Annotated in this window: 22 protein-coding genes; 5 read left to right on the top strand and 17 right to left on the bottom strand. The window is 51.7% G+C overall.

All coding sequences use genetic code 11. From position 1 onward, the window contains the following. Positions 1 to 162: 162 nt before the first annotated feature. From OGY67_RS23485 to OGY67_RS23500, 4 genes are all read left to right on the top strand, one after another. Positions 163 to 1,344 (top strand): MFS transporter, encoded by a 1,182-nt coding sequence (locus tag OGY67_RS23485; protein WP_032945462.1) that lies wholly within the window; start codon positions 163 to 165, stop codon positions 1,342 to 1,344. Then, positions 1,313 to 2,272, top strand: a complete 960-nt coding sequence (gene yidZ, locus OGY67_RS23490) for an HTH-type transcriptional regulator YidZ (protein ID WP_003827051.1) — start codon at positions 1,313 to 1,315, stop codon at positions 2,270 to 2,272. Before OGY67_RS23485 ends, yidZ begins: the two co-directional genes overlap by 32 nt. A gap of 166 nt (positions 2,273 to 2,438) precedes the next feature. Continuing rightward, positions 2,439 to 3,185 (top strand): 4'-phosphopantetheinyl transferase family protein, encoded by a 747-nt coding sequence (locus OGY67_RS23495; RefSeq protein WP_003827048.1) that lies wholly within the window; start codon positions 2,439 to 2,441, stop codon positions 3,183 to 3,185. A 30-nt stretch (positions 3,186 to 3,215) separates the two neighbouring features. Continuing rightward, the gene (locus OGY67_RS23500) at positions 3,216 to 3,782 is read left to right on the top strand and encodes an NADPH-dependent FMN reductase (protein ID WP_003827046.1); all 567 of its coding nucleotides are present in this window, start codon (positions 3,216 to 3,218) and stop codon (positions 3,780 to 3,782) included. A gap of 56 nt (positions 3,783 to 3,838) precedes the next feature. Here the strand turns inward: OGY67_RS23500 and adeP are convergent, their stop codons facing one another. Beyond that, complete coding sequence (gene adeP, locus OGY67_RS23505) at positions 3,839 to 5,176, bottom strand: adenine permease AdeP (protein WP_003827042.1); 1,338 nt, start codon at positions 5,174 to 5,176, stop codon at positions 3,839 to 3,841. Between the two features lie 167 nt (positions 5,177 to 5,343). Between adeP and yieH the strand changes: the two genes are divergently transcribed. Continuing rightward, positions 5,344 to 6,009 carry a 6-phosphogluconate phosphatase gene (yieH, locus tag OGY67_RS23510; protein ID WP_079938823.1) on the top strand — a complete coding sequence of 222 codons (666 nt, stop codon included), beginning with the start codon at positions 5,344 to 5,346 and terminating at the stop codon, positions 6,007 to 6,009. Positions 6,010 to 6,093: 84 nt separating this feature from the next. Here yieH and phoU read toward each other — a convergent pair whose 3' ends face one another. The 16 genes from phoU to atpI form a co-directional block, all read right to left on the bottom strand. Then, on the bottom strand, positions 6,094 to 6,819 hold the full coding sequence (gene phoU, locus OGY67_RS23515) for a phosphate signaling complex protein PhoU (RefSeq protein WP_003023824.1): 726 nt from the start codon (positions 6,817 to 6,819) through the stop codon (positions 6,094 to 6,096). 14 nt (positions 6,820 to 6,833) lie between these two features. Further along, the gene (gene pstB, locus OGY67_RS23520; RefSeq protein WP_003023821.1) at positions 6,834 to 7,607 is read right to left on the bottom strand and encodes a phosphate ABC transporter ATP-binding protein PstB; all 774 of its coding nucleotides are present in this window, start codon (positions 7,605 to 7,607) and stop codon (positions 6,834 to 6,836) included. Positions 7,608 to 7,653: 46 nt separating this feature from the next. Beyond that, positions 7,654 to 8,544: a phosphate ABC transporter permease PstA gene (gene pstA / locus OGY67_RS23525; RefSeq protein WP_003827037.1), complete on the bottom strand. Its 891-nt coding sequence runs from the start codon at positions 8,542 to 8,544 to the stop codon at positions 7,654 to 7,656. After that, complete coding sequence (pstC, locus tag OGY67_RS23530; RefSeq protein WP_008786549.1) at positions 8,544 to 9,503, bottom strand: phosphate ABC transporter permease PstC; 960 nt, start codon at positions 9,501 to 9,503, stop codon at positions 8,544 to 8,546. Before pstC ends, pstA begins: the two co-directional genes overlap by 1 nt. A gap of 143 nt (positions 9,504 to 9,646) precedes the next feature. Next, positions 9,647 to 10,687 (bottom strand): phosphate ABC transporter substrate-binding protein PstS, encoded by a 1,041-nt coding sequence (gene pstS, locus OGY67_RS23535; protein ID WP_286574620.1) that lies wholly within the window; start codon positions 10,685 to 10,687, stop codon positions 9,647 to 9,649. Positions 10,688 to 11,022: 335 nt separating this feature from the next. Then, positions 11,023 to 12,852: a glutamine--fructose-6-phosphate transaminase (isomerizing) gene (gene glmS, locus OGY67_RS23540; protein WP_003827031.1), complete on the bottom strand. Its 1,830-nt coding sequence runs from the start codon at positions 12,850 to 12,852 to the stop codon at positions 11,023 to 11,025. A 225-nt stretch (positions 12,853 to 13,077) separates the two neighbouring features. Beyond that, positions 13,078 to 14,448 carry a bifunctional UDP-N-acetylglucosamine diphosphorylase/glucosamine-1-phosphate N-acetyltransferase GlmU gene (gene glmU / locus OGY67_RS23545; RefSeq protein WP_008786550.1) on the bottom strand — a complete coding sequence of 457 codons (1,371 nt, stop codon included), beginning with the start codon at positions 14,446 to 14,448 and terminating at the stop codon, positions 13,078 to 13,080. A 676-nt stretch (positions 14,449 to 15,124) separates the two neighbouring features. Beyond that, positions 15,125 to 15,544, bottom strand: a complete 420-nt coding sequence (locus OGY67_RS23550; protein ID WP_003023809.1) for a F0F1 ATP synthase subunit epsilon — start codon at positions 15,542 to 15,544, stop codon at positions 15,125 to 15,127. Between the two features lie 20 nt (positions 15,545 to 15,564). Next, positions 15,565 to 16,947 (bottom strand): F0F1 ATP synthase subunit beta, encoded by a 1,383-nt coding sequence (gene atpD, locus OGY67_RS23555; protein ID WP_003023806.1) that lies wholly within the window; start codon positions 16,945 to 16,947, stop codon positions 15,565 to 15,567. A 26-nt stretch (positions 16,948 to 16,973) separates the two neighbouring features. Further along, complete coding sequence (gene atpG / locus OGY67_RS23560) at positions 16,974 to 17,837, bottom strand: F0F1 ATP synthase subunit gamma (protein WP_006687765.1); 864 nt, start codon at positions 17,835 to 17,837, stop codon at positions 16,974 to 16,976. A 50-nt stretch (positions 17,838 to 17,887) separates the two neighbouring features. After that, positions 17,888 to 19,429 (bottom strand): F0F1 ATP synthase subunit alpha, encoded by a 1,542-nt coding sequence (gene atpA / locus OGY67_RS23565; RefSeq protein ID WP_003827026.1) that lies wholly within the window; start codon positions 19,427 to 19,429, stop codon positions 17,888 to 17,890. A 12-nt stretch (positions 19,430 to 19,441) separates the two neighbouring features. Continuing rightward, on the bottom strand, positions 19,442 to 19,975 hold the full coding sequence (atpH, locus tag OGY67_RS23570; protein ID WP_003827024.1) for a F0F1 ATP synthase subunit delta: 534 nt from the start codon (positions 19,973 to 19,975) through the stop codon (positions 19,442 to 19,444). A 14-nt stretch (positions 19,976 to 19,989) separates the two neighbouring features. After that, entirely contained in the window at positions 19,990 to 20,460 is a 471-nt protein-coding gene (atpF, locus tag OGY67_RS23575) for a F0F1 ATP synthase subunit B (protein WP_003827022.1), read from the bottom strand. A 59-nt stretch (positions 20,461 to 20,519) separates the two neighbouring features. Next, positions 20,520 to 20,759, bottom strand: coding sequence for a F0F1 ATP synthase subunit C (gene atpE, locus OGY67_RS23580; protein ID WP_003023794.1), 240 nt, complete (start codon positions 20,757 to 20,759; stop codon positions 20,520 to 20,522). A 46-nt stretch (positions 20,760 to 20,805) separates the two neighbouring features. Further along, a complete protein-coding gene (gene atpB / locus OGY67_RS23585; RefSeq protein WP_003023792.1) occupies positions 20,806 to 21,621 on the bottom strand; it encodes a F0F1 ATP synthase subunit A in 816 nt (271 codons plus the stop codon). A gap of 7 nt (positions 21,622 to 21,628) precedes the next feature. Beyond that, complete coding sequence (atpI, locus tag OGY67_RS23590; RefSeq protein WP_003827019.1) at positions 21,629 to 22,009, bottom strand: F0F1 ATP synthase subunit I; 381 nt, start codon at positions 22,007 to 22,009, stop codon at positions 21,629 to 21,631. Between the last annotated feature and the right edge of the window lie 496 nt (positions 22,010 to 22,505).

A 22,505-nucleotide genomic window follows, 5' to 3' on the forward strand; every position in this document is an offset into this window, starting at 1 on the left:
CGATGCTAACCGGGCCTACAGGCCCCGTAGGCCGGATAAGGCGTTTACGCCGCCATCCGGCAACAACTATTTCCCATGTGGAAATCACTGTTGTCCAAATGGCAACTCGTGCAGTTGACTCTCTGACCGTATGCTTAGCGCCACATTTCTTATGAGGTCGCTATGACACGCTTTCTAATCTGCAGTTTCGCCCTGGTTCTTCTTTATCCTGCCGGTATTGATATGTATCTGGTGGGGCTGCCCCGTATTGCTGCCGATTTACAGGCCAGCGAGGCGCAACTGCATATCGCGTTTTCGGTTTATCTGGCAGGAATGGCGACGGCGATGCTGTTCGCCGGTAAAATTGCCGACCAGTCAGGTCGCAAACCGGTCGCCATAGTCGGCGCACTCATCTTTATTTTCGCCTCTGCGCTATGTTCTTTCGCCGAAAGCGGTACGCCATTCCTCATAGGTCGTTTTATTCAGGGCGTAGGTGCGGGCTGTTGCTACGTGGTGGCTTTCGCTATCCTGCGCGATACGCTCGACGATCGCCGCCGGGCGAAGGTGCTGTCGTTGTTGAACGGTATTACCTGTATTGTGCCGGTGTTGGCTCCAGTGATGGGGCATCTGATCATGCTCAAATACCCGTGGCAGAGCCTGTTCTACACGATGATGGGAATGGGTGTGGCTGTTTGCCTGCTATCGGTGTTTGTGCTGCGAGAATCGCGCCCAGCAACGCTTATGGCGACGACGGAAAAGAACCACACGACCGAATCACTGGTAAACCGCTTTTTCTTAAGCCGTCTGGCCATTACCACCCTCAGCGTGTCGGTGATCCTGACCTTCGTGAATACGTCTCCGGTGCTGCTGATGGAAGTGATGGGCTTCGACCGTGGTGAGTATGCCACCACGATGGCCATGACCGCAGGCATCAGTATGGCGGTCTCTTTCTCTACGCCATTTGCTCTGAGCGTATTTAAGCCCCGCGTTCTGATGCTGACCTCACAGGTGCTGTTTCTGTGTGCCGGCGTGGTGTTAACCCTTGCCACTTCACACGCAGTAACGCTTTTCGGGCTGACGTTAATCTGCGCCGGATTCTCGGTCGGCTTCGGTGTTGCGATGAGCCAGGCGCTTGGGCCGTTCTCGCTGCGCGCGGGCGTCGCCAGCTCGGCATTAGGTATTGCCCAGGTTTGCGGTTCCTCGCTGTGGATTTGGCTGGCGGCGGTTCTTGGCCTTGATGCGCTGAATATGCTGATCGGGATTCTGATTGGCTGTAGCATAGTGAGTATCATGCTGATTATCACTGTTGCACCTAACCGGTCCGCGCCAACTCATGAAGAAATCCCTCAGCAGTCTCGATCTTAATTTATTGCTCTGCCTGCAGCTGTTGATGCAGGAACGCAGCGTCACTAAAACCGCCAAACGGATGAACGTCACACCGTCGGCGGTCAGTAAGTCGCTGTCGAAGCTGCGGACCTGGTTTGACGATCCCTTGTTTGTGAACACCCCGCTGGGGCTATCACCGACGCCGCTGATGGTCAGCATGGAGCAGAGCCTTGCTGAATGGATGCAGATGGGCAATCAGTTGCTCGATAAGCCGCACCATGAGTCTCCACGCGGGCTGAAGTTTGATCTGGCGGCCGAAACGCCGTTAGTGATGATCATGTTCAATGCGCTCTCCCAGCAGATTTATCAGCGCTATCCCCAGGCAACAATCAAAATACGCAACTGGGACTATGACTCGCTGGATGCCATTATTCGCGGTGAAGTGGATATTGGCTTTACCGGGCGCGAAAGCCATCCGCGTTCGCGCGAACTGCTGAGTTTGTTGCCATTGTCGATCGACCATGAAGTGCTGTTTTCCGATCTGCCCTGCGTCTGGCTACGTGAAGATCATCCCGCACTGCAGGAAGAGTGGAATCTGGACACCTTTCTGCGCTATCCGCACATCAGCATTAGCTGGGAGCAAAGCGATACATGGGCGCTGGATGAAGTCCTGCAAGAAATGGGACGCGCACGCAATATCGCGTTATGTCTGCCCGGTTTTGAGCAATCGCTGTTTATGGCCGCGCAGCCGGATCACGCGCTGATAGCCACCGCACCGGTCTATTGCCAGCGTTATAACCAACTCCACCAGCTTCCACTCGTTGCACGGCCAATGCCATTTGATACGGCGCAACTGGAAAAAATGCGCGTACCGTTCACTCTTCTTTGGCATAAACGCAACAGCCACAATCCTAAGATCGTCTGGCTAAAAGACACGATCAAGGCGCTTTATCGCGATATCTCCTGAAGATCCTTCATTTTGGTGTTGCTAAATCGACCATTCTGGCAACAGAAATGTAAATATCGCGTAATGTCTCCCATTTTCGCTTAGTTTTTGGGCAGCAAAGCCTGCCCGGAAGCCGTGTAAATGTTACTCTGGTAATAATCACGGACCATTAATCACGGAGCGACAAATGGCGACACATTTTGCCAGAGGGATTCTTACGGAGGGACACCTGGTTTCAGCTCGCCTCCCTTCTCCATGTCATATCGAAGCAAGAGATCTACCCGCTCATCGCCGGACACGTTTCCTGGCTTCCCGAAGTCTTCTCGCTGAACTGATGTTTATGCTTTACGGCACCAGCACGCTGCCCGAAATTGTTACTCAGGCCAAAGGTAAGCCCGTTTTTCGCGATAAGAACCTGCCGGGTTTTTCGATTTCCTATGCCGGGAATATCGTCGGCGTTGTGCTAACAACTGAAGGAACGTGCGGCCTGGATATGGAACTTCAGCGGGCCACCCGCGGGTTTCACAATCCAAATTCAGCGGAAACGTGGCGCTTCTCCAGTAACGAAAACCTGTGGATCAATAACCAAAACGACCCCAACGAAGCACGCGCGCAGCTCATTACATTGCGCCAGAGCGTACTCAAACTCACTGGCGATGTGTGCAATGACGATCCGCGCGAGCTCCAGCTTTTACCCGGCGCAGGGCGCCTGAAATGTGCCCATGTGGCGCAGGTTGAAGCCATTTGCGATGCGGAAGATGTACTGGTGTGGTCAGTTGCAGTTACGCCAACCATTGAAAAACTCAAGGTTTGGGAGTTTGATGGTAAACAGGACTGGAAAAGTTTGCCTGATATCCAGACTCGCGCCAATGAGCCAACGGGTCGTCTGATCCGGTTCTCTCAATTATGTGCAGCGAAGAGCCATACGCTTTGATTTAACCTTCATGATGAAACAGGAGTCGCCATGTCTGAAACATTGAATGTTGTTACGTTACTGGGAAGTCTGCGCAAAGGTTCGTTTAATGGAATGGTTGCCCGTACGCTGCCCAAGATTGCTCCAGCGGGAATGGAAGTGAACGCGCTGCCGTCGATTGGTGATATCCCTCTGTACGATGCCGACCTCCAACAGGAAGAAGGTTTTCCGGCCAGCGTAGAAGCGCTGGCTGAGCAAATCAGAAAGGCTGACGGTGTCGTCATCGTAACACCTGAATATAACTATTCTGTTCCGGGCGGACTGAAGAACGCCATCGACTGGCTGTCCCGCCTGCCCGATCAGCCATTATCGGGTAAGCCGGTGCTGATCCAGACCAGTTCTATGGGTGCTATTGGCGGCGCGCGCTGCCAGTATCATCTGCGTCAGATCCTGGTATTCCTCGACGCCATGGTAATGAACAAGCCGGAATTTATGGGCGGCGTCATTCAGAACAAAGTAGACCCGCAGACAGGTGAAGTGATCGACCAAAGCACGCTGGACCATCTGACCGGTCAATTGACCGCATTTGGCGACTACATTCAGCGCGTGAAAGCGTAAAAGAAAAAGCCCGGCGATATGCCGGGCTTGTTGATATATGGGCAAATAAACAGCGATTAGTGCGCGTCGATAAACACAATCTTCAGCACAAACAGCAGCGCGACAATGATGACGCACGGGCTGAGATCGCGGAAACGTCCGGTACCAATCTTCATCACGCAGTAAGAAATAAAGCCCAGCGCAATACCTTCGGTAATTGAGAAGCTAAATGGCATCATCACGGCGGTAATAAACGCCGGAACCGCTTCTGTCAGGTCATCCCACTTCACGCGCGACAGGCTTGATGTCATCAGGACGCCAACGTAAATCAGCGCACCAGCGGCCGCATAACCCGGTACCATCCCCGCCAGCGGCGACAGGAAGATAACCAGCAGGAACAGCAGGCCAACGACCACGGCGGTCAGACCGGTACGTCCACCGACCGAAACCCCGGAAGAAGATTCGATATACGCAGTAACGGAAGAAGTCCCGATAAACGCCCCGGTAACCGACGACACGCTATCCACATACAGCGCTTGCTTCATGCGCGGGAACTTGCCCTTCGCATCCGCCAGACCGGCTTTATCCGTAACGCCAATCAGCGTACCGGAGGAGTCGAACAGGTTAACCAGCATGAACGAGAAAATCACACCCGCCAGGCCAATGTTAAACGAACCGGCCAGGTCGACATGTCCGATAACAGACATCACGCTCGGTGGCGCAGAAACGATACCGTTGTAATGAACATCGCCCAGCATCCAGCCCAGCAGCGTGGTTACGATGATAGAAATCAGCACCGCCGCGTGAATGTTACGGGACGCCAGAATCGCGATGATAAAGAAGCCCAGGATACCGAGCAGTACGCTGTGGGACGTCAGGTTACCGATAGACACCAGCGTGTCTTTGTTGGCGACGATAACACCGGCGTTTTTCAGCCCCATCATGCCGATGAACAGACCAATACCGCTGGTGATCCCCACACGCAGGCTAACCGGGATATTGGCAATCATCCAGTAACGAACGCGGAAAATCGTCAGCAGCAGCAGACCAACAGCGCCCCAGAAGATAGCGCCCATACCAATCTGCCATGACAGCCCCATCGCACCAACGACCACGAAAGCGAAGAATGCGTTCAGGCCCATAGCAGGCGCAAGTGCGACCGGCAGGTTGGCAAACAGGCCCATCAGGATGCTACCAAATGCAGCAATAAGGCAGGTGGTAACAAAGACAGCGCTGGTATCCATGCCAGCCACGCCAAGAATTTGCGGGTTAACAAAAACGATATACACCATCGTCAGGAAGGTCGTTAAACCGGCGATCACTTCGGTCCGTGCCGTCGTGCCATGTTCGCGCAGTTTGAACACGCGTTCCAGCATCCCCTGGCCAGAAGCCTGGGTTGTGTGTTGTTGACTCATTATCAATTTCCGAACAAGGAGGGAAAATTCGTCGCTATCCTATACCAAAATGCGACAATAGGGTTGGGTTATGAGCAACTTTTTTCATTGATTTTGCTTATACGGCAACGATTGCGTCGCCCAATAATGCATTACGAAAACGTTAAACTTGTTAAAACGGAAATGACATGTCCCAGATAGAAGCCGTATTTTTTGACTGTGACGGTACCCTTGTCGACAGTGAAGTGATTTGTTCTCGCGCGTATGTCAGCATGTTCCAGGCGTTTGGCATTACGCTCGATCTTGAAGAAATTTTCAAACGCTTCAAGGGGGTAAAGCTGTACGAGATCATCGACATTATCAACGAAGAGCACGGTGTCGAACTGGCAAAAGCCGATTTAGAACCGGTTTACCGCGCTGAGGTCGCACGTCTGTTCGATACGGAACTGGAGGTGATTGCCGGTGCCAATGCTCTACTGGACAGCATGGCCGTACCAATGTGTGTGGTCTCTAACGGTCCAGTCAGCAAAATGCAGCATTCGCTGGGTAAGCTGGGCATGTTGCACCATTTCCCTGATTTACTGTTCAGCGGCTACGATATTCAGCGTTGGAAGCCCGATCCGGCCCTGATGTTCCATGCGGCGAAAGCGATGGACGTTAACGTTGAGAACTGCATTCTGGTTGATGATTCCAGCGCAGGTGCGCAGGCGGGGATTGCCGCCGGGATGGAAGTGTTCTACTTCTGCGCCGATCCGCATAACAAACCGATCGATCATCCAAAAGTCACGACGTTTACCGATCTGGCACAGTTGCCGGAATTGTGGAAGGCGCGGGGTTGGGATATTACCCGTTAATTTTTTGTAGGCCCGGTAAGCTTGCGCCACCGGGCAATTGCCGGATGGCGCTGACGCTTATCCGGCCTACTTTCTGGGTTTTTATCACTCTTTCGGATCTTTGCCCGCCAGCAGCTTATCCAACTCATCGCCGCCCACGTGACGGAAGTCTTGTCCCTTCACGAAGTAGAAGATGTATTCGCAGATATTCTGGCAACGGTCGCCGATACGCTCGATAGAACGCGCGCAGAACAGCGCGGTCAGCACGCTTGGAATGGTACGCGGGTCTTCCATCATATAGGTCATCAGCTGACGCACGATGCCTTCATATTCCTGGTCAACTTTCTTATCTTCGCGATAAATACGTACCGCTTCGTCGAGATCCATACGCGCAAACGCATCCAGCACGTCATGCAGCATTTGTACGGTGTGGCGGCCCAGTGATTCCAGACTTACCAGCAGCGGCTGATGCTGTTGCGAGAATTTCTCCAGCGCGGTGCGGCAGATTTTATCCGCCACGTCGCCAATACGTTCCAGCTCTGCGATGGTTTTGATAATCGCCATCACCAGGCGCAGGTCGCTGGCGGTTGGCTGACGCTTGGCGATGATACGCACACAGGCTTCATCAATCGCCACTTCCATCATGTTGACGTTCTTATCGCCTTCAATGACGCGCTTCGCCAGCTCGCTGTCCTGGTTATGCATGGCGGTAATCGCATCAGAAAGCTGCTGCTCGACCATGCCGCCCATGGTCATCACCTGGGTACGGATGCTTTCCAGCTCTGCATTGAACTGGCCGGAAATATGTTTATTAAGGTTAAGGTTATCCACAACAAGCTCCTGAATCAGCCGTAACGACCGGTGATGTAGTCTTCAGTTTGTTTCTTCGCGGGCTTGGTGAACAGATCGTCCGTGTTGCTGAACTCAATCAACTCGCCCAGGTACATAAACGCCGTGTGATCGGAACAACGTGCAGCCTGCTGCATGTTGTGGGTTACGATAACAACGGTGTAATCCTCTTTCAGCTCGGTGATCAGCTCTTCGATACGCCCGGTAGAAATGGGGTCGAGCGCTGAACACGGCTCATCAAGCAGCAGCACTTCCGGACGAATGGCGATACCACGCGCAATACACAGACGCTGCTGCTGACCACCGGAGAGAGAGTACCCGCTCTGGTGTAATTTATCTTTGGTTTCGTTCCACAGTGCGGCCTTGGTCAATGCCCACTGCACACGTTCGTCCATATCGGCACGCGAGAGTTTCTCAAACAGACGCACACCAAAAGCGATGTTGTCGTAGATGGACATCGGGAACGGCGTCGGCTTCTGGAATACCATGCCCACTTTGGCACGCAGCAAAGCGATATCCTGGGTGTTGGTGAGAATATTGTCGCCATCCAGCAGAATTTCACCTTCCGCACGCTGCTCCGGGTACAGTTCAAACATTTTGTTGAACGTACGCAGCAGCGTCGATTTACCACAGCCTGACGGCCCGATAAACGCCGTTACCTGGTTTTTAGCTATATCCAGGTTGATGTTCTTCAGGGCATGGAATTTGCCATAGTAGAAGTTCAAATCACGAACCTGAATCTTACCCGGGGCAGTATCAACCATACTCATTTCAATCTCTTCCTCATCCGGCGCCGCATCAGCCACGCCGTAAAAATTAACCGTGTTTCTTCTTCGCGAAAATGACGCGCGCCAGAATGTTCAGCAGCAGTACGCACAAGGTAATAATCAGTACCCCGGCCCAGGCCAGTTGCTGCCACTCAGCAAACGGGCTCATAGCAAACTTAAAGATAGTGACCGGCAGGTTGGCGATAGGCTGCATCATGTCGGTGCTCCAGAACTGATTGGAGAGCGACGTAAACAGCAGCGGAGCCGTTTCACCTGCGATACGAGCAATCGCTAACAGAACACCTGTAATGATCCCCGAGACAGACGCCTTCAGGGTGATTGCAGAAATCATCTTCCATTTCGGCGTACCCAGTGCATAGGCAGCTTCACGCAGGCTATCCGGCACCAGCTTGAGCATGTTCTCCGTGGTACGAATAACAATGGGCACCTGCAGCAGCGCCAGCGCGATAACGCCCGCCCAGCCAGAGAAGTGTTCCATTTTTGCTACCACAATGGTGTAAACGAACAGACCGACTACGATTGATGGCGCAGACAGCAGAATGTCATTGATAAAGCGGATAACCTCAGCCAGCCAGGACTTACGTCCGTACTCTGCCAGGTAGATACCCGCCATAATGCCAAGCGGTGTACCAAACACGGTCGCCCACAGAATTAACAGTCCGCTACCGGCCAGGGCGTTCGCCAGACCACCACCCGCTGTATTCGGCGGAGGCGTCATTTCGGTGAACAGCGCCAGCGACATACCGTCAATACCACGGGTGATCGTGGACATCAGGATCCAAATGAGCCAGAACAGACCGAACGCCATGGTCGCCATAGAGAGCGTCAGCGCGATGCGGTTCTTCAGACGGCGACGTGCCTGCATTTTACGGCGGGACTCCGCCAGCGCAGTGGTGTTTTGCATTTCAAGCGTAGCCATTAGCGTGCCCCCTCGTTCTTCGCAAGGCGCATGATCATGAACTTAGACGCCGCCAGTACGATGAAGGTGATCACAAACAGAATCAGACCCAGTTCCATCAACGCAGCAACGTGCAGGCCAGATTCCGCTTCGGCAAATTCATTCGCCAGCGCAGAGGTAATACTGTTGCCCGGCATGTACAGCGAGGCACTATCGAGCTGGTAGGTGTTACCAATGATAAAGGTGACCGCCATGGTTTCACCCAGCGCGCGGCCCAGACCCAGCATCACACCGCCGATCACACCATTTTTGGTGAACGGCAGGACGATACGCCAGATAACTTCCCAGGTGGTACAGCCGATACCGTAGGCTGACTCTTTCATAAGCACCGGCGTTTGTTCGAACACATCACGCATAACCGCAGCAATGTACGGAATGATCATGATAGCGAGGATCACACCAGCCGCCAGAATACCGATACCAAACGCCGGGCCAGCGAACAGTGCACCAACAAACGGAATGTTGGAAAGGATGTTTCCGACCGGCTCCTGGAAGTACGTCGCAAACAGCGGGGCAAAGATAAACAGGCCCCACATGCCGTATACGATACTCGGAATTGCTGCCAGCAGTTCAATAGCGATACCCAGCGGACGACGCAGCCAACCGGGTGCAAGTTCAGTCAGGAACAGCGCAATGCCGAAACTCACCGGAACGGCAATCAGCAATGCAATAAACGAGGTGACCAGCGTACCGTAAATCGGTACCAGCGCGCCGTAGATATCGTTCGGCGCATCCCAGTCTTTGGTCCACAAAAAGGAGAAACCAAATTTCTGTATGCTTGGCCAGGAGGAGATAACCAGAGAGACAATAATGCCACCCAACATCAATAGCACAATCAGCGCAGCCAGTTTTACCAGCGCGCTGAATATCATGTCACCCTTTTTACCCGGTGGGTTAAAAGCAGGCTTGGTTGCAGCCATAAATCACTCTTTAAGTTAAACGCGTTTACGAAATTGCCCTGCCGGATGGCGCTACGCTTATCCGGCCTACAAATTGGGCCTACAGTCGGAACTGTAGGGCGGATAAGCGTAGCGCCATCCGCCAACTCGTTAAAGATATTCTATTAGTACAGCGCTTTACCGTTGCTGTCTTTCACGTTGGTCTTCCACGCAGCACGAATCTGCTCAACCACGCTGTCCGGCAGGCTGGCGTAATCCAGGTCATTAGCCTGTTTGCCACCATTTTTGTATGCCCAGTCGAAGAATTTCAGCACTTCAACGCCCTGCTCAGGCTTCTTCTGCTCTTTATGGACCAGGATGAAGGTGGTGGAAGTGATTGGCCACGCATCGTCACCTTTCTGGTTAGTCAGATCCTGAGCGAAGGTTTTGCTCCAGTCAGCGCCTTTAGCGGCGTTGGCAAAGTTTTCTTCGGTCGGGCTTACCGGTTTACCATCAGCAGAGACCAGCTTGGTGTACGCCAGGTTGTTCTGCTTAGCGTAAGCGTACTCAACGTAACCGATAGAACCCGGCAGACGCTGTACGAATGCGGCGATACCGTCGTTACCTTTACCGCCCAGACCGGTCGGCCAGTTAACGGTAGAGCCGGAACCAATTTTAGATTTCCACTCTTCGTTCACTTTCGCCAGGTAGCTAGTGAAGACGAAGGAAGTACCAGAACCATCAGCGCGACGCACAACGGCGATATTTTGCGAAGGCAGCTTCAGACCTGGGTTCAGTTTGGTGATGGCTTCGTCATCCCACTTCTTAATTTTACCGAGGTAGATGTCGCCCAGCGTTTTACCGTCAAGCACCAGCTCGCCGGATTTCAGTCCAGGGATATTCACCGCCAGCACCACACCGCCGATAACGGTCGGGAACTGGAACAGGCCTTCTTGTGCCAGTTTCTCGTCAGACAGCGGGGCATCAGAAGCGCCGAAATCAACGGTATTGGCCGTAATTTGTTTTACACCACCGGAGGAGCCGATACCCTGGTAGTTTACTTTGCTACCGGTCTCTTTCTGATAGGTATCTGCCCATTTGGCATACACTGGCGCAGGGAAGGTTGCACCTGCACCTGTCAGGCTCGCTGCTGCAAACGCAGAGAACGCGCTCATGGATAAGGTCGCGGCGACAACAGTTGCGACAGTGGTACGCATAACTTTCATAATGTCTCCTGCACGGTTTTCGTAAATCGTTGTTTGAGTTGCTACTGTGAGCAAAATAGGACAAACAGGTGACAGTTAAATGTACGAAATATGACAGTTTTATGACAACGAAAAATACGGGAAGTTATTTATCTAAAAATTCATTTAAAACAAAATGTTATCTATTACCATGACAATAACATTTCGCTAAAATTTTCTTTTTATGACACTGCAAACAGTAGCTGAAGATGACGGTTTGTCACATAAAACAGGCGGGATAATTGATTAAAAACAGAACAAGTTTAAAAAAATGCCCCGCTCATAGCAGGGCATTTTTCAGTTCAGTTAGGTACGGATTACTCTACGGTAACCGACTTCGCCAGGTTACGCGGCTGATCCACGTCGGTGCCTTTAATCAGTGCCACATGATACGCCAGCAGCTGCAGCGGAACGGTATAGAAGATCGGTGCAATCACCTCTTCCACATGCGGCATCTCAATGATGTGCATGTTTTCGCTGCTGGTAAAGCCAGCATCCTGGTCAGCAAAGACGTACAGCTGACCACCACGGGCGCGAACTTCTTCAATGTTGGACTTCAGTTTTTCCAGCAGTTCGTTGTTCGGCGCAACCACGATAACCGGCATATCGGCATCAATCAGCGCCAGCGGACCGTGTTTCAGTTCGCCTGCGGCATATGCTTCAGCGTGAATATACGAGATCTCTTTCAGCTTCAGCGCGCCTTCCAGCGCAATCGGGTACTGATCGCCACGGCCCAGGAACAGCGCATGGTGTTTATCAGAGAAACCTTCAGCCAGAGCGGCAATGCGTTTGTCCTGAGACAGCATCTGCTCAATACGGCTCGGCAGCGCCTGCAGACCGTGAACGATTTCCTGCTCAATAGCCACATCCAGGCCTTTCAGACGAGACAGTTTCGCCACCAGCATCAGCAGAACGGTCAGCTGAGTGGTAAATGCTTTCGTGGAGGCCACGCCGATTTCGGTACCGGCATTGGTCATCATCGCCAGGTCGGATTCGCGCACCAGAGAAGAGCCCGGTACGTTACAAATAGCCAGCGAACCCAGATAGCCCAACTCTTTGGATAAGCGCAGACCCGCCAGGGTATCTGCCGTTTCACCAGACTGGGAAAGGGTGATCATCAGGCTGTTACGACGCACGGCGGATTTGCGATAGCGGAATTCGGAAGCAATTTCGACATCACAAGGAATGCCAGCCAGCGATTCAAACCAGTAGCGGGACACCATACCGGAGTTGTACGACGTACCGCAGGCGATAATCTGGATATGCTCAACCTGAGACAGCAGCTCGTTGGCATGCGAACCCAGCTCGCTTAAATCCACTTCACCGTGGCTGATACGGCCGGTCAGCGTGTTTTTAATTGCGTTCGGTTGTTCGTAAATCTCTTTCTGCATGTAGTGGCGATAAATACCTTTTTCGCCCGCATCATATTGCAGATTAGATTCGATATCCTGACGTTTAACTTCCGCGCCAGACTTGTCGAAAATTGAGACCGAACGACGGGTTACTTCCGCGATGTCGCCCTCTTCCAGGAAGATGAAGCGACGGGTTACCGGCAGCAGTGCCAGCTGATCGGAAGCGATAAAGTTCTCACCCATACCCAGACCAATCACCAGCGGGCTGCCAGAACGGGCCGCCAGCAGGGTTTCTGGGTTACGGGTATCCATGATCACCGTGCCGTAGGCACCGCGCAGCTGCGGAATAGTACGCAGCACGGCTTCACGTAACGTACCCCCCTGTTCCAGCTCCCAGTGCACCAGGTGAGCAATCACTTCAGTGTCGGTTTCAGAAACAAAGGTGTAGCCACGCGTTTTCAACAGCTCACGCAGTGGTTCATGGTTTTCAATGATGCCGTTATGCACCACAACAATGTGTTCAGAAACATGGGGATGCGCGTTCGCTTCTGAAGGTTCACCGTGTGTCGCCCAGCGGGTGTGAGCAATACCAGTACCACCATGCAGCGGATGTTCTTCCGCAGCAGCAGTCAGCATCTGCACTTTACCCAGACGACGCAGACGGGTCATGTTGCCTTCAGCATCGACAACGGCCAGACCAGCAGAGTCATAACCACGATATTCCAGACGACGTAAACCTTCGAGAAGGATTTCAGCTACATCACGCTGCGCGATAGCGCCAACAATTCCACACATATTTTTTGATTCCGAATTTAGGCATTGTGCCTGTCGTTGTCGGTCAACCTGATACCCGTATTTCGGGCGCCCCGAGCCTTGTAGAGAGTGGGGTTATTTTTATAGGTACTGCTTGTTGAGCGGAGGATTATATTATCCCCTCATCTCTTGTCTGCCTGATGGCGCTCACGCTTATCAGGCCTACAGAACGTCACCGCACGTAGGCCGCCATCCGGCAAAAATAAATTACTTCTTCTTCACCGGACGCTGCCAGCCCTGTTTATGGACCTGAGGTACACGGCTTAATACCAATTCGTTATCGGCGACATTACGCGTTACGGTGGTTCCTGCGGCAATCGTCGCACCTTTACCCACGGTGACAGGTGCCACCAGCTGAGTATCAGAACCCACAAACACATCATCACCAATAATGGTTTTAAACTTATTGGCACCATCGTAGTTGCAGGTGATCGTACCCGCGCCGATATTCACGTTATCGCCAATTTCCGCATCGCCCAGATAGGTCAAATGACCAGCTTTAGAGCCTTTACCCAGACGCGCTTTTTTCATTTCGACGAAGTTACCCACGTGTGCGCCTTCCTGCAGCTCAGCACCCGGGCGCAGACGCGCGAATGGACCGATGGTGCAAGCGGCTTCCAGATGGGCATCTTCCACCACACTGTACGGGCTAAGCTCACAACCCTCACCAATCACGCTGTTTTTGATGATGCAGCCAGCACCAATCTTGACGCGATCTCCAACGGTTACGTTACCTTCAATGATAACGTTAGTATCAATTTCAACATCGCGCCCGTGAATCAGCGTACCGCGAAGATCAAAACGTGCAGGATCGCGCAGCATCACGCCCGCCAGCAGCAGTTTTTCTGCCTGCTCGGACTGATACACACGTTCCAGACGGGATAACTGAAGGCGGTTATTTACCCCTTCCGTTTCACTGATTCGTGCCGGATGTACTGCCGCAATTTCACGTCCTTCCTGATACGCCATCGCGATGATATCGGTGATATAGTATTCACCCTGCACGTTGTTGTTGGTCAGTTTAGACAGCCAACGCTTCATGTCAGCGCCGTTGGCAATCAGAATGCCAGTGTTGATTTCCTGGATTTGACGCTGCTCGTCGGTTGCATCTTTATGCTCAACAATGCCAGTAACTTTGCCGTTATCACGGGTAATACGCCCATAGCCGGATGGGTCGTCCAGTTTTACCGTTAACAAACCGATACCACCCTGCGGTTTGGCTTCACGCAGGCGACGTAAGGTATCGGTAGAGATCAGCGGCACATCTCCATAGAGCATTAAAATGTCTTCGTCATCACTAAAGAATGGCGCCGCCTGCTGCATTGCATGGCCGGTACCCAACTGCTCAGCCTGCAGAACCCAATTCAGATTGCCATCTTTCAGCGTTTGCTTAAGCAGATCGCCACCGTGTCCGTAGACAAGGTGTACATGAGTCGCACCTAATTCATTAGCTGCATCAATGACATGCTGAACCATCGGCTTTCCTGCGAGGGTGTGCAGCACTTTAGGAAGATCGGAATACATACGCGTGCCTTTGCCTGCGGCAAGGATCACAACGCTCATAGCATTATTCAACATACACGTCCTGACTGTAATTTGAGAACGAATTTATACCGTTTCACATTGAAAATACTACATTTTTTTCAGCGTGAAATGGACCGAAGATAAAACGTTCAACAGGGGGGATTCCCCATCTGATAACTCACTATTTTCGTCTATATCTGCGTCTTTTGTCTCCCAAAAACCAGGAGTCTGCTCTTATTAAAGCCTTAGGTTAATGTTTTTGCTATTTTTTTACCGCATGAATAAAGCATTACATCAGCATAGAACGATTTTATTTATGTGATTCAGTGAGAAGCAGAAAAATGGGTTGGGAAAATTGAGGGGAGGAATGATAGAGAACAAATGATACAGCGAAGGAGGGGGGATTTAATAACGATGGCGCTAGCTGATAAACCGCATTAAGCTTCGCGCCACAGAGCTGGCGGGGAAAGACTAAAAACTCATATTGCTGAACAGGGCGATGATTTTGTTGATCAATTTCATGTTGGTATCTCTTTTTTTATCTGAGTTCATTATGTGACATACATCACACAAAAAAAGAGTCTACGCCTCATTTTTTAACCAATCAATATTTTTATGATCTAAATCACGAAACAATAAAACTGCTTTTTATTTACATATTTCCTGTAACCAAGCCATAAAAAAAGCCAGCCTGGAAACCAGACTGGCCTTTGTGCTTTTCAAGCCGGTGTTACATCGCTTTTTTGGTCAACTCGATAACGCGCAGTTTCGCGATCGCTTTGGCCAGTTCCGCAGATGCCTGAGCGTAATCCACGTCACCATGAGAGCTCTTGATATGCTCTTCAGCCTTACGCTTCGCTTCCAGGGCTCTCGCTTCATCGAGATCCTGTCCGCGAATCGCGGTATCAGCCAGTACGGTCACGCTGCCAGGCTGCACTTCAAGAATGCCGCCGGACAGATAGATAAACTCTTCATGACCGAACTGTTTAACGATGCGGATCATACCAGGCTTAATGGCGGTGAGCAGCGGGGCGTGACCCGGGAAAATACCCAGTTCACCTTCACTACCCGTTACCTGGATTTTCTCGACCAGACCAGAGAACATTTGTTGCTCTGCGCTGACGACGTCCAGGTGGTAAGTCATTGCCATATCACCCTCCGATTAAGGCGTTAAAGTTTTTTGGCTTTTTCCACGGCTTCGTCGATAGAACCAACCATGTAGAACGCCTGCTCTGGCAGGTGGTCGTATTCGCCTTCCATGATGCCTTTAAAGCCACGGATGGTGTCTTTCAGGGAAACGTATTTACCCGGAGAACCGGTGAATACTTCCGCAACGAAGAACGGCTGGGACAGGAAGCGCTGGATCTTACGCGCACGTGCTACCACCAGTTTATCTTCTTCAGACAGTTCATCCATACCCAGGATGGCGATGATGTCTTTCAGTTCCTGATAACGCTGCAGCAGGGACTGTACGCCACGCGCGGTGTCGTAGTGTTCCTGGCCAACAACCAGCGGATCCAACTGACGGCTGGTGGAGTCCAGCGGGTCAACTGCCGGGTAGATACCCAGAGAAGCGATCTGACGGCTCAGTACCACGGTTGCATCCAGGTGAGCAAAGGTGGTTGCTGGGGATGGGTCAGTCAAGTCATCCGCAGGTACGTATACCGCCTGAACGGAGGTGATAGAACCGGTTTTGGTAGAGGTGATACGTTCCTGAAGAACACCCATCTCTTCCGCCAGGGTCGGCTGGTAGCCTACCGCTGATGGCATACGACCCAGCAGTGCAGATACTTCTGTACCGGCCAGGGTGTAACGGTAGATGTTATCAACGAACAGCAGAACGTCACGACCTTCGTCACGGAACTTCTCAGCCATGGTCAGACCGGTCAGTGCAACGCGCAGACGGTTTCCCGGCGGCTCGTTCATCTGGCCATATACCAGGGACACTTTGTCCAGTACGTTGGAGTCGGTCATTTCGTGGTAGAAGTCGTTACCCTCACGAGTACGTTCACCTACGCCCGCAAACACGGAGTAACCGGAGTGTTCGATCGCGATGTTACGGATCAGCTCCATCATGTTTACGGTTTTACCTACACCCGCACCACCGAACAGACCGACTTTACCGCCCTTAGCGAACGGACACATCAGGTCGATAACTTTGATGCCGGTTTCCAGCAGTTCCTGAGAGCTGGACAGCTCTTCGTAGGAAGGTGCTGCGCGGTGGATAGCCCAACGCTCTTCTTCACCGATATCGCCTTTCATGTCGATCGGGTGACCCAGGACGTTCATGATACGACCCAGGGTTGCTTTACCTACCGGGACTTCGATCGGGTGTTCGAGGTCTTTAACTTCCAGACCACGACGCAGACCGTCGGAAGAACCCATGGCGATGGTACGTACGATACCGCCGCCGAGCTGCTGCTGAACTTCCAGCACCAGGCTCTCTTTACCATTCATAACCTCAAGAGCATCGTACACGCGCGGTACGGCATCCTGAGGGAATTCGACGTCAACCACGGCGCCGATTACCTGGACAATTTTTCCAGTAGCCATCTTGAATCCTCTACGAATTAACCTGGTTATACCGCGGATGCACCACCGACGATTTCGGTGAGTTCCTGAGTAATGCTGGCCTGACGAGCTTTGTTGTATACCAACTGCAGCTCTTTAATCAGGCTGCCGCCATTGTCGGTCGCGGCTTTCATCGCCACCATACGTGCGGCCTGCTCGCTGGCCAGGTTTTCTACCACGCCCTGATAAACCTGAGACTCGACATAACGACGCAGCAAGGTATCCAGCAGCGCTTTCGGGTCTGGCTCATACAGGTAATCCCAGGATTTACGCTTCAATTCATCATCATCTGATGCCGGCAGAGGCAGCAGTTGAGTGATGGTTGGCGTCTGAGACATGGTGTTAATAAATTTGTTGCTGACAACGTACAGTTTGTCCAGACGACCTTCATCGTAGGCCTGCAGCATCACTTTAACCGGACCGATCAGTTCGGACAGGGAAGGGTTATCCCCCATGCCGGTTACCTGAGCGATCACGTTTCCGCCAACGGAGTTAAAGAAAGACACGCCCTTAGAGCCGATCATTGCGATATCGCACTGAACGCCTTTATCGGACCATGTTTTCATATCCGCCAGCAGCTTTTTGAACAGGTTAATGTTCAAGCCACCGCACAGACCACGGTCGGTCGACACCACCAGGTAGCCCACGCGTTTAACGTCGCGTTCTTCCAGGTAAGGGTGCTTATATTCCAGATTACCATTCGCAAGGTGACCAATCACTTTGCGCATGGTCTCTGCATAAGGACGGCTGGCCGCCATGCGATCCTGCGATTTACGCATTTTGGAAGCGGCGACCATCTCCATCGCTTTAGTGATCTTCTGCGTGTTCTGGACGCTTGCGATCTTACTACGTATCTCTTTTGCGCCGGCCATGAGCTTCTCCTCAATGCCTTGCGGTCCGCCCTAAAGCAGACCGCCAGACGTTACCAGGACTGGGTTGCCTTGAAGGAATCGAGGATAGCTTTCAGCTTGCCTTCGATTTCATCGTTATAGCCACCGGACTGGTTGATCTCTTGCATCAGCGGAGCGTGGTCACGGTCAACGTAAGCCAGCAGAGCGGCTTCGAAGCTACCGATTTTCGCCAGTTCCACATCTTCGAGGTAACCGCGTTCAGCCGCAAACAGCACCACACCCTGCTGTGCAACAGACATTGGCGCATACTGTTTCTGCTTCAGCAGTTCAGTTACTTTCTGACCATGGCTCAGCTGCTTACGAGTAGCTTCATCCAGGTCGGAAGCGAACTGAGAAAACGCTGCCAGTTCACGATACTGTGCCAGAGCGGTACGAATACCACCGGACAGTTTCTTGATGATCTTGGTCTGCGCTGCACCACCAACACGAGATACGGAGATACCCGGGTTAACTGCCGGACGAATACCGGAGTTAAACAGGTTGGTTTCCAGGAAGATCTGACCATCGGTAATTGAAATTACGTTGGTCGGAACGAACGCAGAAACGTCACCCGCCTGGGTTTCGATAATCGGCAGAGCGGTCAGGGAGCCGGTTTTACCTTTAACTTCACCATTGGTGAACTTCTCAACGTATTCCGCGTTTACGCGGGATGCGCGTTCCAGCAGACGGGAGTGGAGGTAAAATACGTCGCCCGGGAATGCTTCACGTCCTGGCGGACGACGCAGCAGCAGGGAAACCTGACGGTAAGCAACAGCCTGTTTAGACAGGTCATCGTAAACGATCAGTGCATCTTCACCGCGGTCACGGAAGTATTCGCCCATTGCGCAACCGGCATATGGTGCCAGGTATTGCAGTGCAGCAGATTCAGACGCGGTCGCCACAACAACGATGGTGTTGGACAGTGCGCCGTGTTCTTCCAGTTTACGAACCACGTTGGAAATGGTGGACGCTTTCTGGCCGATAGCCACGTACACACATTTGATGCCTGAATCACGCTGGTTGATGATGGCATCGATTGCCATCGCAGTTTTACCTGTCTGACGGTCACCGATGATCAGCTCACGCTGGCCACGACCGATTGGGATCATGGCATCAACAGATTTATAACCGGTCTGTACTGGCTGGTCGACGGACTGACGTTCGATTACGCCTGGTGCGATAACTTCGATTGGCGAGAAGCCATCGTTATCAACCGGACCTTTACCGTCAATCGGGGAACCCAGAGTGTTCACCACACGACCCAGCAGGCCACGGCCAACCGGAACTTCCAGAATACGACCCGTACACTTAACCTTCATGCCTTCGGCGAGGTCAGCGTATGGACCCATCACAACTGCACCTACGGAGTCGCGCTCCAAGTTCAGTGCGATAGCGTAACGGTTACCCGGCAGGGAAATCATCTCACCCTGCATACAATCGGCCAGGCCGTGAATGCGGATAACACCGTCACTTACAGAAACAATAGTACCTTCGTTATGAGCTTCGCTCACAACACTGAACTGAGCAATGCGCTGCTTGATCAGTTCGCTGATTTCGGTGGAATTCAGTTGCATGCTCCAGTCCCCTTAAGACTGCAAGACGTCTGCAAGGCGCTCAAGACGGCCGCGTACGCTGCCATCAATGACCATATCACCCGCTCGGATGATTACGCCTGCCATTACAGACTTATCGATTTTGCAATTCAGCTTAACTTTGCGTGACAGACGTTTTTCCATCGCAGCACTAATCTTCGTAAGCTGTTCATCACTCAGTGCATTGGCAGAAGTGACTTCTACCTCAGAGATAGCCTCACTGGCTGCACGCAGGTGAATAAACTGCTCAAGAACATCCGGGAGCGCATTCAGACGGTTATTTTCAGCCATAACCCTAATCAGGTTTTGGCCGCTTTCGTCCAGCTGCTCACCGCACACGGCGATAAACGACTCAGCGAGCGTTTCCGGCGCCAGCGCGCCAGAGAGAAGCTCTGCCATTTGTTCGTTTTTTGTCACCTCAGCGGCGAACGTCAACATATCCTGCCAACGGTCAATGCTTTGGTGCTCAACGGCAAAGTCAAAAGCTGCTTTGGCGTAGGGGCGAGCTACCGTAATAAATTCAGACATCAGCCCCTCCCTCCTTACAGTTCAGCGACAAGTTTGTCCACGATGTCGCTATTAGCAGCTTCATCCACGGAACGTTCGATGATCTTCTCGGCGCCAGCAACAGCCAGGATAGCAACTTGCTTACGCAGCTCTTCGCGAGCACGTTTACGCTCGGCGTCAATTTCCGCCTGCGCCTGTGCCACGATTTTAGTACGTTCCTGCTCTGCTTCAGTTTTAGCTTCGTCCAGGATCTGAGCACGGCGTTTGTTCGCCTGCTCGATGATTACCTGAGCTTCCGCCTTCGCTTTTTTCAGCTGGTCGGTCGCGCTGGCCTTTGCAAGGTCAAGATCCTTATGTGCTCGTTCTGCAGAAGCAAGGCCGTCAGCAATTTCTTTTTGACGTTTTTCGATGGCAGCCATTAATGGCGGCCATACGTACTTCATGCAGAACAGAACGAACAGGACAAACGCGATGGCCTGGCCGAGGATTGTTGCGTTAAGATTCACAGCACAATGCCTCTATCTAGTTAACGTTCTGATATTGCTCTTAATTCAAGCAACGCTTACTACGCGACAGCAAACATCACGTACAGACCCAGACCTACAGCGATCATTGGGATTGCATCCACCAGACCCATAACGATAAAGAACTGAGTACGCAGCAGAGGAATCAGATCCGGTTGACGCGCTGCGCCTTCCAGGAATTTACCCCCGAGGATGCCGATACCGATCGCAGCACCGATTGCCGCCAGACCCATCATCACAGCGGCAGCAATGTACAGCAGATCCATATTCAGGTTTTCCATGACAGTCTCCAGTTTGTTTCAGTTAAAACGTAGTAGTGTTGGTAAATTAATGCTCTTCAGATGCCATCGACAGATAGACAATCGTCAGAACCATAAATATGAAGGCTTGCAGCGTGATAATCAGTATGTGGAAAATGGCCCAAGGCACATTCAGGATCCACTGTGACCACCACGGCAACAGACCAGCAATCAGAATGAAAATCAGCTCACCGGCATACATGTTGCCGAACAGTCGCAGACCAAGAGAGATTGGTTTGGACAGCAGGCTTACCCCTTCAAGGATTAAGTTGACAGGGATGAACGCCCAGTGATTGAACGGCTGCAGCGTCAACTCTTTCGCGAAGCCACCGATGCCTTTCATTTTGATGCTGTAGAACAGAATGAGGATAAATACGCCCAGCGCCATCGACAGGGTGATGTTCACGTCAGCAGACGGAACCACACGCAGAGCCGGTAGGCCAAAGATATGCTCACCGATGTACGGCAGCAGGTCGATAGGCAGCAAATCCATCAAGTTCATCAGGAATACCCAGACGAAAATCGTCAGGGCCAGCGGAGCAATCAGCTTGCTTTTTCCATGGTACATGTCTTTCACGCTACCATGCACAAAGCCGATTACCAGCTCAATCGCGGTCTGAAATTTACCTGGTACGCCGCTGGTCGCCTTTTTGGCTACGCTACGGAACATAAGCAGGAACAACAGACCCAGAACCACCGAGAAGAAAATGGAGTCAATATTGAGCGTCCAGAAGGTGGCTGGGGGGTTGTGCGGATCCACCAGCGAGAATGTACGTAGGTCCAACTGAAGGTTATTCAGATGGTGTCCTATGTAATCCTGCGGCGTCATATTTTCTGAAGCCATGATGCCTTTACCCTTTGTTGTTAATTACAGCCGGCGCCAGTATCTGAACCACCAGCACCAAAACCCACGTAACGATCAGCGGCATGAATACCGCTTTCAAAACAGCCAACGCCACCACCAACAACACCAGCATAGCTAATACCTTGAAGGCTTCGCCGAAAGCGAACGACCAGGCTACTCGGCCCTTCGCTGGTGTATGTACCTGGTGACGCCAGGCAAATATCATAAACAACACATTAGGCAGTAACACTGCCAATCCTCCACACAACGCGGAGATGCCCCAGAAAGGGTCTTTGAGGCTAAACAGCAATCCACTTGCTATTACAACCAGAAGCTGTGTGAGCAAAAGCTTACGAGCAACGTTTCGACTCAAGAGCGACATAGACATCACGTTTTTACTCCTGCTCCCTTCGAGGTATGCCGCGTGTCGTATAAAACGTTCTTTATGGCTTAGAGTCAAGCATCAAAAAGCGGACAAATTATACGGTGCGCCTTCGTGATTTCAAACAATAAGTAGCTAAAAAGTGAATAAATGTTTAAATATTTTTCGCTGCCCCACATTTATTACTTTTAGGCAAACTGTGAACGATCATGCAAAACTGCAAATGCCGCGAAAACACTGGCGTCAAAGCGTGCACCAGATCACATATTGAACATATTCACCTTCGCATAATTTATTTACGTGGCAATTGATGCCTTTTCATCTTTTTGATATTTAAGCGTAAAAATAGCCACTATTTCAAAAACAACGCCTAACAACAAAAAAACCGCTCATTGACATTTATAATAAAAAATTAACACGAACAGTGATTCTTACGTTCTATTTTTAGCAGACTGATATTTTCACAGCTGACTTGTTTCGCTTTTAACAAAAAACGGTACGT

Source organism: Citrobacter sp. Cpo015, from assembly GCF_030333035.1.
Classification (GTDB): Bacteria; Pseudomonadota; Gammaproteobacteria; order Enterobacterales; family Enterobacteriaceae; genus Citrobacter; species Citrobacter portucalensis.